Origin of the sequence: Mycobacterium sp. Aquia_216 (assembly GCF_026723865.1) — a bacterium.
Lineage (GTDB): Bacteria > Actinomycetota > Actinomycetes > Mycobacteriales > Mycobacteriaceae > Mycobacterium.
The window spans coordinates 5,875,441-5,892,374 of record NZ_CP113529.1; the positions used below are offsets into that span (position 1 = coordinate 5,875,441).

Consider the following 16,934-nt stretch of genomic DNA (forward strand, 5'->3'; position numbering starts at 1 on the left):
TTTGTCACTGCTCACGGTCTGAAACACTGCCGGGTCGGTACCGGCAAATTTGCCAAACCACCATTTTGAGCACCCGCCTTTCGACCGCCAAGAGACGCGAGCACTCAATTCTTGAGAATACTGTCGATGCGCGCTTCAAGCTGGACTCGTTCGCCGACATCGTCGACATTGATTCCGAACCGGCCCCGCAGGGCGTCGACCACCGCGGCCGCATCGTCGAGAACGATCTTTTCGGTCCCGCCGTCGCGATGGATGGCCAGGTTCCGCCCCGAGAGGTTGATCCTGGCGCCGTCGCTCACCAGTGCCACCATCAGGCCGGTGACGAAGTGCGAAGCGGGGTTTGTCGAGACGTACCAGCTCCCCACCTTGAGATCGATCTGCGGCCGGGTGTGGGTGGTGAATTCGTACAGCGATTGCCACTCACCGCGGAGCTGGGCCTGTAGCACCAGGCCGTCGCCGCGGTCTTCCAGCCGGAAAGGCTCAAGCGTCGTCTGCTGGACGTTGCCGATCTCGAAGCGAATGGGAGAGGTCGGGGTCTGCCCGCCGAAGCCGACGTCGACGAGGTAGGACCCCTGCGAGCCGGGGAATGTCACCGCCAACACCGTGTGGGTCTGTGCCGGCACCGGCGCGTCGGGCGGCACCATCCAAATCACCCGCCCGGACAACCGGCGCACCCGAAAGCCGATTTCGGCCAGCACATAACCCAGCAACCCGTTGTGCTCGTAGCAATAGCCGCCCCGGCGCCGGTGAACCAGCTTGTCGATCAGGGCGTCTGGGCCCAGGTCATCGACCGGCACACCCATCATCGGATCCAAGTTCTCGAACGGGATGGCCTGAGTATGAGCAGTCATCAGACCTTGCAGCACATCGAGGGTCGGTTCGACGGCACCGCGATAGTTGATGCGATCGAAGTACGCGGTCAGATCCAGTGTCATGAGTCCATTCTGGCTGAGGGTTAACCAACAGGAAACCCAAGGTGTCAGAAGGTGTTTGGATCGATTTCATGCCTCCCGCGACCGTTCCGCTTACAGCGCGCGAAGGGTCGGAGTTTAGTTACTCTTGAGCCCGCGAGTCGCACTCACGCAGGAGGTTGGCCGCCGTGGCTGATGCACCCATGCCCGAAGGCCCCGCGTCCGCGGTAAAGGGACTCTCTGCCGAATTGGCCGCCGCCGGATTCGAAAACGCCCGCCAGGTGGGCAAGGGCGGCGCCGGGGTGGTCTACCGCTGCTACGAGACCGCGCTGGGACGAAACGTCGCAATCAAGGTCCTCCCGGCGCGAACTACGATGACGAGGGCAAGGAACGGTTTCTGCGTGAGGGCTACGCGATGGGCGGGCTCTCGGGGCATCCGAACATCCTCAACATCCTGCGCGTCGGCATCACCGCGAGTGGCCAGCCCTACATTGTGATGACCTACTGCTCCGAGGATTCGCTGGCGGTGCGGCTGCGCCGCGAGGGGAAAATCCCCTGGCCGGAGGCCATGCGCATCGGCGTGAAGTTGAGCGGGGCACTGGAAACTGCCCACAAGACAGGCATTTTGCATCGCGATATCAAGCCAGCCAATGTGCTTGTCAACGATTACGGCGAACCGCAATTGGCGGATTTCGGAATCGCCCGTATCCAGGGCGGGTATGAAACGACGAGCGGATTCTTTTCCGGCACAATAGATTACACACTGCCGGAGTCGTTGGCCGGCAACACGGCGACGGTGGCCTCCGACGTATACTCGCTCGGCGCCACGATTTACATGCTGATCGCCGGAACTGCCCCCTACGAGCGCCAGACGAGCGAAGACCTCGTCGCGCAGTATCTGCGAATCAGCACCAGCCCGATCCCTGATTTGCGTGCCTCCGGGATCCCCGACGCGGTGTGCTCGGCAATCCGCAGACCGAGATCTTCGACGGCACTTCATGGAAGGACGCCGCCGACCTGCCCGCCCCTCGCGAACACCTTGCCGCGGTATCGGACGGCACCTACATCTACACGCTCGGCGGCAGATTGCTCTCCGCCGACCAGAATTCCGCCGCGGTTGAACGGTTCGACCTCGCGACGGGAACGTGGGCCAAGTTGGCGGGCATGCCGACACCGCGCGGCAGCTACGGCGCGACCTACATCGACGGCCGGATCCTGGCCCTCGGTGGCGAAGAGCCGGCGGCGGTGCTCAATGTCGTCGAGATGTACGACATCACCGAGGGGAAGTGGAGCACGCTGCCCCCGATGCCGACGCCGCGGCATGCGGAGGTGGTGGCCACGGTGGGCAACACGGTGTATGTCATCGGTGGCGCGAATCGGCCCACGCATGAGGGGCCGATCGCGACCGTCGAGGCTCTAGACTTCATGTAGTGACCGACTTCTCCCACCTGCCGCCAGCGGATCAGCAAGCGATCGGCAAGACGCTGCTGACGTTGCTGAAGGCATTCGACGAGCGCAATGCCGAGCCCCTGCTCGAGGTGTACTCCGACGATGCCGACTGGGTCAACGCATTCGGAACGGTCAAGCGCGGGCGCGATGACATCGTGGAGTACCTGCGCGGCCTGTTCGGGGATGAGAACTTCAACCGGGGCGAGCTCGCCGGTCCGCCGGAGACCAGCTTCCGGGTGCTGACGCCCGAAGTGGTGCTCGTTTCCGCGCACCTGCGCGTCAACGGTCAGGGGCTGGTCGGAGGCGGAACGCTGGACCGCGACAACTTCTCGTTGCGTGCCCTGCAGCGCCAACACGACGGATCGTGGCTTATCGTCTCCGAGATGTTCCAGGACGCCAACACGGAGATCACCTACCAGCACTGAGCCCGGAAATCTCGGCCTGGAGCAGCGCGTCCGACGCTTGTTTGATATATGTCTAATATGGGGATCCGTAGAAACGGATCGGCCCGGTGGCCCGCCCCCTCAACGGGCCACCGGGAACCCATCACCGAGCCGCGGGGTCAAGGAATCCACCAATAGCCGGGCGGCCGGTGCGTACATGGCGAATCACATTTCCCAAACGCGATGCCGCCAAACATCAGCTACCGCGCCGACGCGCACCATCCGCCCTTGTTTTATTTGTGTCGAATATGGGGAATCGAGTGGAACGGGCTGCAGCGAAGCCACCGACACAGATAACGGAGCCCCCTGATGACACACCACACCCTATGGATCGTGATCGCCGTTGTAGTAGCACTTTTGCTGATCGCCGCCGTGATCGTCGCGATCAGCGCAACCCGAAGCCGCCGTCACCGGCAGGCCGAACAGATTCGTGAGCAGGCCAGGTTGGAGTCGGCCAAGCTCGAGCGCCGCGAAGCGCTCGCGCAGGAAACAGCCGCCAAAGCCCGTGCCGCACAGGCCGAGGCCGAGGTCAAGGCCGCCGAAGCCGCAAGGCTGCAGGAGCATGCGGCCCAGCATCAAAGTGAGGCCGCGGCATCGCGTGAGCAACTCCAAGAGCGATGGGACCACGCCGACCGCATCGACCCGAAGACCGGCAAGAAGGAGCGCCAGGACGCAGAGTCCACGTCGGACCGCGACGAGGCATGGTCGGCCGAGTCGGCCCAAGCGCCGACCGACGCAGAAGCCGTCAGACACGAGACTTATCGCTAAGGCCGGCGCGGTCGCCGATCTTGCTCTGAATATCCTTGCAGTGCTTGATAATTCGCCGATCAAACGGCTACAGCCAGGTGTCCTGCGTCGTGGTGGTCAAGAACGCTTCCAGGTCGTCGCGCCACTGGGCCGGCGTCGTCTTGTCCGGTTCTATCCCGGTGTACTCGCCGCGATAGAACAGCAGCGGCCGCGGCTTGATCTTCGGTGCCTCGGACAGCGACTGGACCGCCCCGAACACCACGAAGTGGTCGCCGCCGTCGTGCACGGAGGCCACCGTGCAGTCGATGTGGGCAAGCGAGCCGTCGATGATCGGCGACCCGAGTTCTGAGGGGTGCCAATCGATCCCGGCGAACTTGTCGGGTTCTTTGGAGCCGAACCGGGCCGAGACGGGCTTCTGGCTCTCGGTCAGCATGTTCACGCAGAACCGGCCGCTGGCCTCGATGGCCTGCCACGACCGCGACACCTTGGTCGGGCAGAACAGCACCAGCGGCGGGTCCAGCGACAGCGCCGCGAACGACTGGCAGGCGAATCCGATCGGGACGTCGTCGTGCACGGTGGTGATGATCGTGATCCCGGTGCAGAACTGACCTAGCACGCTGCGAAACGTGCGCGGGTCAATCGGCGCGGCGGTCATGGTCGGCCTTCGAATTATCCCTTGAAGCCGACGCTGAAGTCGTGGCCCCACAGGCTGATTGCGGTGCTCTCCCGAGCGATCCAATCGTGGTCATCCACTTGTCTTCCCTCACAACCGAATTCGACATCAAATCCGCTGGGCGTCTTCATGTAGAAGGACAGCATCAGGTCGTTGACGTGGCGGCCCAGCGTCGCCGACATCGGCACCTTGCGCCGCAGCGCCCGGTCCAGACACAGCCCGACGTCGTCGGCTTCCCCGACCTCGATCATCAGGTGCACGATGCCGCTGGGGGTTTCGCCGGGCATGAAGGCAAGGCTGTGGTGACGCGGGTTGCACCCCAGGAACCGCAGCCACGCCGGCGCCCCGTCGGCGGGGCGACCGACCACCTGCGGCGGTAGCCGCATGGAGTCGCGCAGCTTGAAGTCCAACACGTCCCGGTAGAAGTGCAACGTCTCTTCGTCGTCGCGGGTCGTCAACACCACGTGCCCCAGGCCCTGCTCGGCGGTGATGAATTTGTGCCCGTACGGGCTGACCACGCGGCGGTGCTCCAGGGCGGCGCCGTGGAAGACCTCCAGGCAGTTGCCGGACGGGTCGGAGAACCTGATCATCTCGTCCACCCGACGATCGGCCAGTTCGGCGGCGGTGGCCTCCTTGTACGGGGTGCCCTCGACGTCGAGCCGGTTCCGGATCTCTTGCAGGCCAGCGGCATTCGCGCATTCCCAGCCGGCTTCGATGAGCCGGTCCTGCTCACCGGGCACGATCACCAGCCGGGCCGGGAAATCGTCCATCCGCAGATACAGCGCACCTTCGGTGCTTCCCTTACCCTCGACCATGCCGAGGACCTTCAGCCCGTAATCACGCCAGGCCGCCATGTCGGTGGCCTCGATGCGTAGATAGCCCAAAGAGCGAATGCTCATCACGCACCTCCCAAAAAATCGATGGTGAGCTTGTTGAACTCGTCGAACTTCTCCACCTGCGCCCAGTGTCCACATTGCCCAAAAACGTGTAGTTGCGCACGCGGAATGGTCTTCAGCGCAACCAACGCGCCGTCCAGCGGGTTGACCCGGTCCTCGCGGCCCCACACCAGCAGCACCGGTTGCCGCAGTCGATGTACCTCGCGCCACATCATGCCGAGCTCGAAATCCGCTCCGGCGAAAGACATTCCCATGGCGCGGGTGGCCGTCAGCGATTCCGGCGTGCTGGCCAACGCAAAACGCTGCTCGACCAACTCGGGGGTGATCAGTTTCTGGTCGTACACCATCACCCGCAGAAACGCCTCGAGATTCTCCCGGGTGGGCTCAGCAGAGAACTTGCCCAACCGCTTGACGCCCTCGGTCGGGTCCGGCGCGAACAGGTTCACGCTCACCCCGCCGGGCCCCATCAACACCAGGCGCCCGGCCCGGTCGGGGTAGTCGAGCGCGAACCGAACCGCGGTGCCGCCGCCCAGCGAATTGCCCACCAGCGGAACACGTCCCAGGCCCAACTGGTCGAAGAGGCCTTTCAGTGCCCGCGCGGCATAGTGGTTGAACTGCCCGTGTTCGGCGCGCTTGTCGGAATGGCCGTACCCGGGCTGATCGACAGCCAGCACATGGAATTGCCGGGCCAGCACCGGAATATTGCGCGAGAAGTTCGTCCAGCTCGCCGCACCCGGACCGCCCCCGTGCAGCAGCACAATCGTCTGCTCGTTGCCGACGCCCGCTTCGTGGTAGTGCAGCTTCAGCGGCCCATCCACGTCCACGTCCGCGAAGCGCGAGGTGGACTCGAACGTCAATTCCTCGGTTGCCGTCACCAGTTAGACCATGGTGTCGCCGGGCGGCAACCCGAACTCGTTGTTCCCGAAGATCTGGTAGGCCCGCTCGGGATCGTTGGCCGCGTGCACCCGACCGGCATGTGCGTCGCGCCAGAACCGTTGCACCGGTTGGTCATTGCCCAGCGCCGTGGCACCGGACGCCTCGAACAGCCGGTCGATGGACGCGATGGCACGCCCGGTGGCGCGTACCTGATCGCGCCGGGCGCGGGTGCGCAGGTCGAACGGGATCTCCTTGCCCGCGGACAGCAGCGCGAACTCGTCGGCGACGTTTCCGCTCAGCTGGCGCCACGCGGCGTCGATGTCGCTGGCCGCCTCGGCGATGCGAACCTTGGCGAACGGGTCGTCCTTGGCCTTCTCCCCGGCGAACGCAGCGCGCACCCGCTTGCCCTGGTGCTCGACGTGTGCGGTGTACGCACCGTAGGCCATCCCGACGATCGGAGCCGAAATGGTAGTGGGATGCATTGTGCCCCAAGGCATCTTGTAGACCGCCGCGGTGTTGGTCTGGTACCCGCCCGCAGTGCCGTCGTTCATGGCCTTGTAGGACAGGAAGCGGTGCCGCGGCACGAAGACATCCTTGACCACGACGGTGTTGCTGCCCGTGCCGCGCAGGCCGACGACATGCCACACGTCGTCGATGCGGTACTCGCTGCGCGGGATCAGGAAGCTGCCGAAGTCGACGGGCCGGCCGTCCTTGATGACGGGTCCGCCGAGGAAGGCCCAGGTGGCGTGATCACAGCCGGACGACCAGTTCCAGGATCCGTTGACCAGGTAGCCTCCGTCGGTCACCACACCCGCGCCCATCGGGGCATACGACGACGACACCCGGGTCTTGGGGTCCTCGCCCCAGACCTCCTCCTGAGCCTGCTGGTCGAACAACGCCAGATGCCAGTTGTGCACACCGATGATCGAGCTCACCCAGCCGGTGGAACCGCACGCGCTGGCGATCCGCCGCACCGCCTCGTAGAACAGCGCGGGGTCGCATTGCAGGCCACCCCACTGCTCGGGCTGCAGCAGTGTGAAGAAGCCGACCTCGTCGAGCTCGGCAACGGTCTCATCGGGCAACCTGCGCAGGTCTTCTGTCGCCTGAGCGCGCTCCCGGATCTTCGGGAGCAGATCGTCGATCCCAGCCAACACCGACTGCGCATCGCGCTGTTGAATGGACGTCACTTACCTTTGCCTCCTGGGCCAGACTTACTCAGTGGACTTACACAGCAGACTAGAACATGTTCTGATTTGTGTCGAGCAGGGTATTCCTGCGCCTGGTAGCGATATGAATTGCGTTTTCTGTAACATGTTCTAGTTGTCAGAAAGGGAGGGCGGGTCTTGACGAAGGCAGACCTGGACGAGCCGCTCGGCGACCACGTCCTTGAACTGCAGATCGCCGAGGTCGTCGACGAGACCGACGACGCTCGCTCGCTGGTGTTCGCGGTGCCCGACGCGTCGGGCGACCCGGAGATCCCACCGGAGCGGCTGCGCTACGCACCGGGCCAGTTCCTGACCCTGCGGGTGCCCAGCGACCGCACCGGTTCGGTGGCGCGCTGCTACTCGCTATGCAGTTCGCCGTTCACCGATGATGCGCTCACCGTCACGGTGAAACGCACCGCGGACGGATACGCGTCCAACTGGCTGTGCGACAACGCGCAGCAGGGTATGCGGATCCACGTGCTCGCCCCGTCGGGCAACTTCGTGGCCAAGACACTCGACCAGGACTTCCTGCTGCTGGCCGCGGGCAGCGGGATCACTCCGATCATGTCGATCTGCAAGTCCGCACTCTCCGAAGGCAGTGGGCAGGTCACGCTCGTCTACGCCAATCGCGACGAGAAGTCGGTGATCTTCGCCGACGCGCTGCGTGAGCTGGCCGCCAAGTATCCCGACCGGCTCACGGTGCTGCACTGGCTGGAATCGGTCCAGGGGCTGCCGAGCGCGGCGGCGCTGGCGAAGCTGGCCGCGCCGTTCACCGATCGGCACGCCTTCATCTGCGGGCCCGGCCCGTTCATGGACGCATCGCGCCAGGCTCTCGAATCGCTGGAAGTGCCTGCCGCACAGGTGCATATCGAGGTGTTCAAGTCGCTGGATTCCGATCCGTTCGCCGCGGTCACGATCGAGGACACCGACGAGGGTGACCAGCCGCCGGCCACTGCCGTCGTCGAGCTGGACGGCGAAACCCACACGGTGTCCTGGCCGCGCAGCGCCAAACTGCTCGACGTGTTACTCGCCAAAGGTCTGGATGCGCCGTTCTCCTGCCGGGAAGGCCACTGCGGGGCGTGTGCCTGCACGCTGCGCAGCGGCAAAGTCAACATGGAAGTCAACGACGTGCTCGAGCAGCAGGACCTCGATGAAGGGCTAATTCTGGCCTGTCAATCTCACCCGGAATCTGATTCGGTAGAAGTCACCTACGACGAATAGTCGCGGAGTTAAGTTCTCCCTCGAGGTTCGACGGAAGGAAGCGCCGATGATGCGGTCGGTAACGGGCTTGGCAGCCGTCGGACTCCTGCTGACCTTCCTGCCCGCGCCGATGGCGGGGGCGGCCAGCAATACCGCCACCACCCTGTTCCCGCTGGACGGCCCCAACCAGCTGGAAACGCACATGTTCCTCAACTGCTTCAAATCCGATGGCCACTGCGACTTCATCGCCGGGGCCGACATGCGCACCCCGGACGGCGTGACCGGGTTCCCGCACGACCTGTGGGCCCGCCAAACCACCGAGATCCGGTCGCCGAACCGGATGGCCTACCTGGACGCGCACGCGAACGGTCAATACGAGCGGGTCATGAAATCGATGGGGACCGACGAGATCACCACCGTCTATTTCGCTGAAGGGCCGCCGGACAAGTACCAGACCACCGGCCGTATCGACTCCACCGATTGGGGCACGGGCCAGCCCAAGACCGACGTCAGTGTGATCACCTGCACCCACATTCAGGTGGTCTACTCCGGGGTCAACATCACCTCGCCGAGCACCTGCGCGCAGACGACGTTCTCGTAGGCGACAAGTTGCGTCGAGCCCGCAAATCTGCAGACGAAATGCGAGCGAGGACCTGCAGAATTACCGGTTCGACGAACCAGCACTTACCCGGCCAACGGGACACCGGCGGTCCGCTGGTATGGCCGGCCTCTAGCGAGCAGTGCCCGCCTGACGCGCTCGACGACATCCTCGGGGTCGTCCTCGGCGATCACGCGGATGACGATCCAGCCCAGTTCTGCCAGCTTTCGTAGGCGCCACTGATCCTTGACGTACTGACGCCGATCGCTGCGGTGGTGGTCGCCGTCATACTCGACAGCCACACCCAACTCCCGCCAGCCCAGATCGAGCATGGCCAGCAGGCGGTAGCCATCGACCACCGGTATTTGGGTAGTCGGGGCAGGTACGCCCGCATCGATCAGCAGGAGCCGCAACCACGTCTCCTTCGGCGAGGAGCCACCGCCGTCGACAAGGTGCAATACCGACCGTAGCCGTCGTATCCCGCGGGCAGCGGGGTATCGCTCGGCAAGCTGCAGCACATCCTCGGTCGAGAACGGCGTCGCCCGCATCAGCGCGTCGAGACGCGCGACCGCCTGCCCTCGTGGCAGATAGCGGCTCAAGTCGTATGCCGTCCGCACGACAGTGGTGACCGGCAATCCCGCGACGCGAGTGACTTCGTCGTCGGCGAGCAGTTGCTCACGCGCGACTATGCCGGGCGGCGGCCGCGTGTTGGTCCAAACCAACTCGATGGGGACATCGGCGTCAACCCACTGAGCTCCATGCAATGCCGAGGCCGCGACGCCCGCCACGATCGCCCCGCGCCGCGACCACAACCATGCGCCTTCAGTCCTGTGCCGCAGCGAAAGTTGTTGCCCCTTTGCGAAATACACTTTCGGATAGATCGGCTGATACCAACGTTGCAGTTCGTGGCGCGTCACCTGTGCGCTTGCGATCGCTTCACTGCCGATAAACACTGCCCGCATGCCCGCATCGTGGCATCGGCGACCGACACGTCGCCGATCCTGTAAATCTGCAGGGCGAGTACGAGTGAGGGCCTGCAGAACTACAGCCTCGGCGCGCAGCGCCGTCTAGCGGGGCAGGCCGAGCAGCCGCTCGGCCGCCACGGTCAGCAGGATCTGCTCCGTGCCGCCCGCGATCGTCAGGCAGCGCGTGTTCAGGAAGTCAAACACCGCGCGATTGTGGACCAGGCCGCCGCCCTCGGAGACGTCCATCGTGAATTCGGCCAGCGCCTGCCGATAGCGGACGCCGATGAGCTTGCGCACGCTGGATTGCGCGCCGGGGTCCTGGCCGCCCACCGCGAGTTGGGCGATGCGCTGATCAAGCAGCGCGCCCGTCTGGGCCAGGATGATCAGCCGCGCCAGCCGGTCCTGCAGGGCGGCGTCGAGGTCGAGCTCGGCCAGCAGTGCGAGCAGCTCTTCCATCGGGTTGCCCAGCGCGGTCCCGTTCGCCATCGCGATCCGCTCGTTGGCCAGCGTGGTGCGGGCCAGCCGCCAGCCGTCGTTGACCGCGCCGACCACCATCTCGTCGGGCACGAATACGTTGTCCAGGAACACCTCGTTGAACAGCGAGTCACCGGTGATCTCGCGCAGCGGCCGGATGTCGATGCCGGGCGATTTCATGTCGATCAGGAAGTAGGTGATGCCCTTGTGTTTCGGGGCGTCCGGATCGGTACGCGCCAGGCACACACCCCAGCGCGCCTTGTGCGCCGCCGAGGTCCACACCTTCTGCCCGGTCAGCGACCAGCCGCCGTCCGTACGTACCGCCTTGGTGCGCAGCGACGCGAGGTCCGAACCCGCTCCCGGCTCGGAAAACAGCTGGCACCAAAGGAATTCACCACGAGTCGTGGCGGGCACAAATCGCTCGATCTGCTCCGGCGTGCCGTGCTCGAGGATCGTCGGCGCCGCCCACCAGCCGATCACCAGGTCGGGCCGCTCGACCCCGGCCGCAGCCAGCTCCTGGTCGATCAGCAGTTGCTCGGCCGGCGACGCGGCGCGCCCGTACGGTTTGGGCCAGTGCGGCGCCTGCAGCCCCGCCTCGGCCAGGGCCACCTGCCGCTTCTCCGCCGGCAGCGCGGCGATGTCGGCGACGGTCGCGGCGATTTCGGGCCGCTGACCCTCGACCTCGGTGAGGTCGATGCCCAGGCGGCGGCGCACCCCGTCCTGGGTCAGCGCGGTGATGCGGCGCAGCCAGCGCTCGGCGCCCCCGAGGTACCGCCCAATGCTGTGGGCCCTGCGCAGGTACAAATGCGCATCGTGCTCCCACGTGCAGCCGATGCCGCCGAGCACCTGGATGCAGTCCTTGGCGTTGGCCTTCGCCGCGGCGATGCCGACGCTCGCGCCCAGCGCGGCGGCGATAGAGAACTGGCGGTCATCGGAGTCCGCGGCGGCCCGGGCCGCGTCGGCCGCGGCCACCTCGGCCTGCTCGGCGCGGCACAGCATCTCGGCACACAGGTGTTTGACGGCCTGGAAGCTCCCGATCGGCTTGCCGAACTGCTCGCGAACCTTGGCGTAGTCGACCGCCGTATCCAGACACCAGCGGGTAATACCGGCCGCCTCGGCCGCCAGCACGGTCGCGGCGAGTTCCTCGACGCGCTCCCGCGACGCGGCGATCGGAGTCGCCGGCGCCGATGTCAGGACCACGCGCGCCAGCGGCCGGGAAAAGTCGGCGGCCTGCAGTGGCTCCAGCCGTACACCGTCGCTGCCGGTGTCGACCAGGACGAACTTCGGACCGGCGGGCAGCAGCAGCACTCCGCCGTCGGCCGCGCCGAGCGCGAAATCGACGGTGCCGGATGCCTGCGAACCGTCGAACTCAACATCACCCTCGAGCGCCAAGCCGGCGAAGCGCTCACCCGAAGCGAGCGCGGACAGCACGTCGGGATCGGTGACCACCAGCGTTGCCAGCGCGGTGGTCGCGATCGGCCCGGGCACCAGCGCCTTGGCCGCCTCCTCGACCATCGCGCACAGATCCTCGATGCTGCCGCCGGCCCCGCCGGCGTCCTCGGAAATCGCGACACCGAACAGGCCGAGGTCCGCCAGACGGGTGAACACAGGCCGCCAGGCGTCAGGGTCACCCTGTTCGACCTTGCGGATCGCTACGGTCCCGCCCGGCCCGGAGGTCGTGTTGCGGGCCCAGTCGCGCACCAACTCACGCGCCGCGAACTGTTCGTCAGTGACGGTCGCTACCACCTGGGGTCCTCCGCGTGCTCGATTCAACGTGACCACTTGGGGCGCTGTCGCCCACTAGAACGTGTTCTAATAGTGCCAGCGATCGACCGTCAAGTCGAACGCCATTACAGCAGGACAACTTGCTGCCCCGGCGGGACGGAGGTGGGAAATTCACACGCGGCTTGGTTATCGTTTGCGAACGAACCACCCGGAAGAGGAGCAACCCGTCAGATGTCGCCAGCGAACATTAACTCGGGCCACGGCTCTGACTCGCAACCACGCGAGGTCATGAACGTGGCAGTTCTGGCTGAATCAGAGCTTGGCTCGGAGGCGCAACGGGAGCGTCGCAAGCGCATCCTGGACGCCACCATGGCCATCGCGTCGAAGGGCGGCTACGAGGCAGTTCAGATGCGTGCGGTGGCGGATCGCGCGGATGTGGCGGTCGGGACGCTGTACCGCTATTTCCCGTCGAAAGTGCACCTGCTGGTGTCTGCCCTGGGCCGGGAGTTCGGCCGCATCGACGCGAAGACCGACCGCTCCGCGATGGCGGGCGGCACTCCGTTCCAGCGATTGAATTTCATGGTCGGCAAGCTCAACCGCGCGATGCAGCGCAATCCGCTGCTCACCGAGGCGATGACGCGCGCCTACGTCTTCGCCGACGCGTCGGCGGCCAGCGAGGTCGACCAGGTCGAAAAGCTGATCGACAGCATGTTCGCGCGTGCGATGAGTGACGGCGAACCGACCGAGGACCAGTACCACATCGCCCGGGTGATCTCCGACGTGTGGCTGTCGAATCTGCTGGCCTGGCTCACCCGGCGCGCTTCCGCGACCGACGTCAGCAAGCGGCTCGACCTGGCAGTTCGGTTGCTGATCGGCGACTCGGAGTCGTCCGGCTAAACCGGCGGACCGGAGGTACGGCCCCGGATCAGCTCGGTGTCCAGCAGCTCGATGACCGGCAGCCCGGACCGTGGTGGGTTCAGCAGTAGTTCCCCCGCCCGGTGGCCCTTCAGCAGGCTGGGCTGCGCCACCGTGGTCAGGCCGCGGCTGATCGCCTCGGGCACCCCGTCGAATCCGGTGACACTGATTTGGCCGGGCACGTAAATGCCATGTGCCCGAAGGTAATCCATGGCCGACAGCGCCAATATGTCCGCGGTGCACATCAATGCGGTGATCCGCGGATTGGCCTCCAGCGCGACCTTGGCCGCCTCACCGCCTGAAGTCGGCAAGTGCTCGTAGCTCTCCACCACGGTCAGCGAGCCCGGGTCCACGCCGGCGGCCCGCATGGCGTCCCACACGCCGGCGATGCGTTCGCGCTGCACGTCGAAAGTCTGCGAGCGTAACCGCTCGGCGTCCGCCAGGTCTTGGCGGCGGTCCTGCCCCAACCGCATTGTCAGCAGCCCGACCTCGCGATGGCCCAACCCCAGCACGTACTCGGCGAGCTCGCGCATCGCCGCCCGGTCGTCGATACCCACCCGCGACACTCCGGCCAGGCCCTTGGGCTGGTCGACCACCACCACCGGCACGCGGCGCTGCAGCACCACCTGGAGGTAGGGATCGTCGTCGCGGACCGAATACACCACGAAGCCGTCCACGCCCGCGCCAAGCACGGCGGCCGTGCCGTCCTCCGGGCTGCGGCTGGGGCCGACGGCGATCAGTTGCAGCCCCTGACTCAGCTCTTCGCACGACTGCGCCACTCCCGCAACGAAATCGCGCGCCGCCGGGTCGCTGAAAAAATACGTCAGCGGCTCGGCCATGAACAGCCCGACCGCACCGACCTTGCGGGTTCGCAACGAGCGCGCCACGGGATCGGGGCCGGCGTAGCCCAGCCGCTTGGCCGTGGCGAGTACGCGTTCGCGAAGGTCGGGCGAGAGCTGATCCGGCCGGTTGAAGGCATTCGAAATGGTGGTCCGCGAAACCTTCAGTTCGGCCGCCAACGACGCCAGAGTCGCACGTCGGCGCGGTGTGGGGCTCACGTCCGGTGACGCTACAGCCCATGCTCGCGCGCGCGTACGCCGCCGCGATCTGCTAGTTTCTATTGGAAACGATTTTCATTCGTATTACGCGTCAACGGGCCGGGCAGCCACCGAAAATTACACCTGCGTGCAGCTCTGATGGGACATTGAATGGCACACGTCATCGGGGGACGTCGGCGTTCGAACCTCCTGCGAGCCGTGGCCGCCTGCGTTATCGGCACGACGACGATCACGGGCTGCGGGGTGGCCGGTTCTGCGCATCAGGCGGGCGCCGCGGTGGTGGCCTCCACCGATGTATGGGGCAGCGTGGCCCACGCCGTTGCCGGGCGGCACATCAGCGTCAAGTCGATCCTGTCCGGCGCCGCTATCGATCCGCACACCTACCAGGCCAGCGCCTCGGACGCGGCCGCCGTCATGGACGCCACGCTGGTGATCTACAACGGTGGTGGCTACGACCCGTGGATCACTGCGGTGCTGACCGACCATCCCAACATCAAAACCGTCGACGCCTACTCGTTCGCCGGTAATGCCGGCAACGGGGATCGGCCCAACGAGCACGTCTTCTACGACCTCAGCGTCGCCAAGACCGTCGCCACCACCATCGCCGACCGGCTCGCGGCCGTCGACGTGGACAACGCCGCCGACTATCGGGCCAACGTTGCCGGGTTCGGCCGCGACGCCGACACCATCGCCGCTTCCGAACGTTCCATCGCCAACGCCTATCCCAACACCGCCGTCGTCGCGACCGAACCCGTTGCCTACTACCTGCTGAAGGCCACCGGCCTGGTGAATCGCACGCCGACCGCGTTCATGTCGGCGAACGAGAACGGGACCGATCCCTCGCCGGCCGACATGGCGTATGTCCTCGACCTGATCAACCGCCACCAGGTCGCGGCGCTACTGGTCAACCCGCAAACGACCACGCCCGCGATCAGCGCCCTGCAAGATGCGGCCCGGCGCGCGGGCATCCCGGTCACGCTGGTGACCGAGACGTTGCCCGACGGCGCGGACTATCTGAGCTGGCAGCGCAATACCGTCGATCAGTTGCAGACCGCGTTGCGATCGAGCCGCACCGATGCCCGTCGTTGAACAGGCGGTCGAGACGGCCGACCAACGGCCACCGGCTGTCTCGCTGACCGGTGCCCGGTTGGCGTTCGGCGATCGCGTCCTGTGGGACGACCTCGACCTGTCGGTGTCGCGGGGTGAGTTCATCGCGGTGCTCGGTCCCAATGGCACCGGCAAGACATCGCTACTCAAGGTATTGCTCGGACAGCTGCTGCTGAGTGCCGGCGCTGCCTTGGTGGACGGCAAAGAGGTCACCTCGGGCAGCGGAGCCATCGGCTATGTGCCGCAACACCGCCCGATCGACCGGGACGTGATGCTGGTCGGCCGCGACCTGGTCCGGCTGGGCGTCGACGGAAACCGCTGGGGCTGCACGACGCTGCGCTCGGCCGAGCGCGCCCGCCGCCGGCTGGCCGTAGGCCAGGCGCTGGCCTCGGTCAACGGCGAGCCGCTCGCCGATGTCCGGGTCGGGCTGATGTCGGGTGGCGAATTGCAGCGCATGCGCATCGCTCAGGCATTGGCCAGCGATCCGATGCTGCTGTTGTGCGACGAGCCGCTGCTGACGCTGGATCCGGCCAACGCCAAGCTGGTCGCGGCACTGATCGACCGTCGCCGCCGCGAGGCCAACACCACGGTCATGGTGGTGACCCACGAGATCAACACGATCCTGCCGTACGTCGACCGGGTGCTGTATCTGGTCGACGGCCGTTTCCGGATCGGCACCGTCGAGCAGGTGATGAACACCGAAACGCTGTCGACCTTGTACCGGGCCGAAATCCAGGTGGTGAAGGTCAACGACCGCTACGTGGTGATCGGTGAAGACAGCGGGCGCGCGCTGTGAACAACCAGCTCTCCGACGTGCTGGATCATCTGCTCTCCTTCGACATCACCGCCCGTCTGCTGAACCACGACTTCGTCCAGCAGGCGCTGCTGGCGGCCGCGCTGCTGGGACTGGTGGCCGGGCTGATCGGCCCGTTCATCGTGATGCGCCAGATGTCGTTCGCCGTGCACGGATCCAGCGAATTGTCGCTGACCGGAGCCGCGTTCGCACTGCTGGTCGGGTTCCAGGTGGGCTTGGGCGCGCTGATCGGCAGCGCCGTGGCGGCCGCACTGTTCGGCGTTCTCGGCCAGCGGGCCCGGGAACGCGATTCGGTGACCGGGGTGGTGCTGGCGTTCGGGTTGGGCCTCGCGGTGCTGTTCATCTACCTCTACCCGGGACGCTCGACGACGAGTTTCGCGCTGCTCACCGGCCAGATCGTCGGGGTGGGCTACAGCGGACTGGCGACGCTGGTGCTCGTTTGCCTGCTCGTGATCGGCGTCCTGGCGACGTGCTACCGACCGCTGTTGTTCGCCACCGTCGATCCCGACGTCGCGGCCGCCCGGGGGGTCCCGGTCCGGGCGCTGGGCATCGTGTTCGCCGCGTTGGTCGGCGTGGTGGCCGCTCAGGCCGTGCAGATCGTCGGCGCACTGCTGGTGATGTCGTTGCTGATCACACCCGCGGCCGCGGCCGCACGAGTGGTCGCCTCGCCCGCGGTGGCCATCGTGGCCTCGGTGATCTTCGCCGAAGTCGCCGCGGTAGGGGGAATCGTGCTGTCGCTGGCGCCCGGTGTCCCGGTGTCGGTTTTCGTCGCAACGATCTCGTTTCTGATCTACCTGTTTTGCTGGCTGCTGGGACGACGGCGGGAGGCCAGCGCTTAAGCTTGTCCCACGCAGTGGCCGCGGCAGGGGAGGCAACGG

17 protein-coding genes and 1 pseudogene are annotated in these 16,934 nt (G+C 66.0%); 10 read left to right on the forward strand and 8 right to left on the reverse strand.

Features of this window, described 5'->3' with window-relative positions:
* Window positions 1-104 precede the first annotated feature (104 nt).
* Window positions 105-935 (reverse strand): arylamine N-acetyltransferase family protein, encoded by an 831-nt coding sequence (locus OK015_RS27565; protein ID WP_268128008.1) that lies wholly within the window; start codon window positions 933-935, stop codon window positions 105-107.
* A 179-nt stretch (window positions 936-1,114) separates the two neighbouring features.
* Between OK015_RS27565 and OK015_RS27570 the strand changes: the two are divergent.
* The 4 genes and pseudogenes from OK015_RS27570 to OK015_RS27585 form a co-directional block, all read left to right on the forward strand.
* Window positions 1,115-1,896, forward strand: a pseudogene (locus OK015_RS27570) (serine/threonine-protein kinase); the annotation flags it as partial.
* The gene (locus OK015_RS29390; RefSeq protein ID WP_268128010.1) at window positions 1,869-2,342 is read left to right on the forward strand and encodes a Kelch repeat-containing protein; all 474 of its coding nucleotides are present in this window, start codon (window positions 1,869-1,871) and stop codon (window positions 2,340-2,342) included. The pseudogene OK015_RS27570 and the gene OK015_RS29390, both read left to right, overlap by 28 nt.
* Window positions 2,342-2,785: a YybH family protein gene (locus OK015_RS27580; protein WP_268128012.1), complete on the forward strand. Its 444-nt coding sequence runs from the start codon at window positions 2,342-2,344 to the stop codon at window positions 2,783-2,785. The genes OK015_RS29390 and OK015_RS27580 overlap by 1 nt, the downstream gene beginning before the upstream one ends.
* Window positions 2,786-3,112: 327 nt before the next feature.
* On the forward strand, window positions 3,113-3,571 hold the full coding sequence (locus tag OK015_RS27585) for a hypothetical protein (RefSeq protein WP_268128014.1): 459 nt from the start codon (window positions 3,113-3,115) through the stop codon (window positions 3,569-3,571).
* Between the two features lie 67 nt (window positions 3,572-3,638).
* Here OK015_RS27585 and hsaB read toward each other — a convergent pair whose 3' ends face one another.
* The 4 genes from hsaB to hsaA are packed head-to-tail and all read right to left on the reverse strand — an operon-like array spanning window position 3,639 to window position 7,182.
* Window positions 3,639-4,205 carry a 3-hydroxy-9,10-secoandrosta-1,3,5(10)-triene-9,17-dione monooxygenase reductase subunit gene (gene hsaB, locus OK015_RS27590; protein ID WP_268128016.1) on the reverse strand — a complete coding sequence of 189 codons (567 nt, stop codon included), beginning with the start codon at window positions 4,203-4,205 and terminating at the stop codon, window positions 3,639-3,641.
* A 14-nt stretch (window positions 4,206-4,219) separates the two neighbouring features.
* Window positions 4,220-5,122, reverse strand: coding sequence for an iron-dependent extradiol dioxygenase HsaC (gene hsaC, locus OK015_RS27595; RefSeq protein ID WP_268128018.1), 903 nt, complete (start codon window positions 5,120-5,122; stop codon window positions 4,220-4,222).
* Window positions 5,122-5,994, reverse strand: a complete 873-nt coding sequence (gene hsaD / locus OK015_RS27600) for a 4,5:9,10-diseco-3-hydroxy-5,9,17-trioxoandrosta-1(10),2-diene-4-oate hydrolase (protein WP_268128020.1) — start codon at window positions 5,992-5,994, stop codon at window positions 5,122-5,124. The genes hsaC and hsaD overlap by 1 nt, the downstream gene beginning before the upstream one ends.
* Window positions 5,995-5,997: 3 nt before the next feature.
* Window positions 5,998-7,182 carry a 3-hydroxy-9,10-secoandrosta-1,3,5(10)-triene-9,17-dione monooxygenase oxygenase subunit gene (hsaA, locus tag OK015_RS27605; protein WP_268128022.1) on the reverse strand — a complete coding sequence of 395 codons (1,185 nt, stop codon included), beginning with the start codon at window positions 7,180-7,182 and terminating at the stop codon, window positions 5,998-6,000.
* A gap of 156 nt (window positions 7,183-7,338) precedes the next feature.
* On the opposite strand from hsaA, the gene OK015_RS27610 reads away from it, so the two are divergent.
* Both OK015_RS27610 and OK015_RS27615 read left to right on the forward strand, forming a co-directional pair.
* Window positions 7,339-8,421: a ferredoxin--NADP reductase gene (locus OK015_RS27610; protein ID WP_268128023.1), complete on the forward strand. Its 1,083-nt coding sequence runs from the start codon at window positions 7,339-7,341 to the stop codon at window positions 8,419-8,421.
* A 46-nt stretch (window positions 8,422-8,467) separates the two neighbouring features.
* The gene (locus OK015_RS27615; protein ID WP_268128024.1) at window positions 8,468-9,001 is read left to right on the forward strand and encodes a hypothetical protein; all 534 of its coding nucleotides are present in this window, start codon (window positions 8,468-8,470) and stop codon (window positions 8,999-9,001) included.
* An 83-nt stretch (window positions 9,002-9,084) separates the two neighbouring features.
* Here OK015_RS27615 and OK015_RS27620 read toward each other — a convergent pair whose 3' ends face one another.
* Both OK015_RS27620 and OK015_RS27625 read right to left on the reverse strand, forming a co-directional pair.
* Window positions 9,085-9,960 carry an endonuclease domain-containing protein gene (locus OK015_RS27620; protein WP_268128025.1) on the reverse strand — a complete coding sequence of 292 codons (876 nt, stop codon included), beginning with the start codon at window positions 9,958-9,960 and terminating at the stop codon, window positions 9,085-9,087.
* Between the two features lie 105 nt (window positions 9,961-10,065).
* Window positions 10,066-12,183: an acyl-CoA dehydrogenase gene (locus OK015_RS27625; protein ID WP_268128027.1), complete on the reverse strand. Its 2,118-nt coding sequence runs from the start codon at window positions 12,181-12,183 to the stop codon at window positions 10,066-10,068.
* A 273-nt stretch (window positions 12,184-12,456) separates the two neighbouring features.
* Here OK015_RS27625 and kstR point away from each other — a divergent pair, with 273 nt between their 5' ends.
* Entirely contained in the window at window positions 12,457-13,059 is a 603-nt protein-coding gene (kstR, locus tag OK015_RS27630; RefSeq protein ID WP_175364543.1) for a cholesterol catabolism transcriptional regulator KstR, read from the forward strand.
* Here kstR and OK015_RS27635 read toward each other — a convergent pair.
* Window positions 13,056-14,135 carry a LacI family DNA-binding transcriptional regulator gene (locus tag OK015_RS27635; RefSeq protein WP_268128031.1) on the reverse strand — a complete coding sequence of 360 codons (1,080 nt, stop codon included), beginning with the start codon at window positions 14,133-14,135 and terminating at the stop codon, window positions 13,056-13,058. The two genes, kstR and OK015_RS27635, sit on opposite strands and share 4 nt — an antisense overlap.
* Window positions 14,136-14,285: 150 nt before the next feature.
* Between OK015_RS27635 and OK015_RS27640 the strand changes: the two genes are divergently transcribed.
* Genes OK015_RS27640 through OK015_RS27650 form a run of 3 tightly spaced genes read left to right on the forward strand, consistent with a single transcriptional unit; the run spans window position 14,286 to window position 16,895 of the window.
* A complete protein-coding gene (locus OK015_RS27640; protein WP_268128032.1) occupies window positions 14,286-15,224 on the forward strand; it encodes a metal ABC transporter solute-binding protein, Zn/Mn family in 939 nt (312 codons plus the stop codon).
* Entirely contained in the window at window positions 15,211-16,038 is an 828-nt protein-coding gene (locus tag OK015_RS27645; RefSeq protein ID WP_268128034.1) for a metal ABC transporter ATP-binding protein, read from the forward strand. Before OK015_RS27640 ends, OK015_RS27645 begins: the two co-directional genes overlap by 14 nt.
* Window positions 16,035-16,895 (forward strand): metal ABC transporter permease, encoded by an 861-nt coding sequence (locus OK015_RS27650; protein ID WP_268128036.1) that lies wholly within the window; start codon window positions 16,035-16,037, stop codon window positions 16,893-16,895. The genes OK015_RS27645 and OK015_RS27650 overlap by 4 nt, the downstream gene beginning before the upstream one ends.
* The last annotated feature ends 39 nt before the right edge of the window (window positions 16,896-16,934 follow it).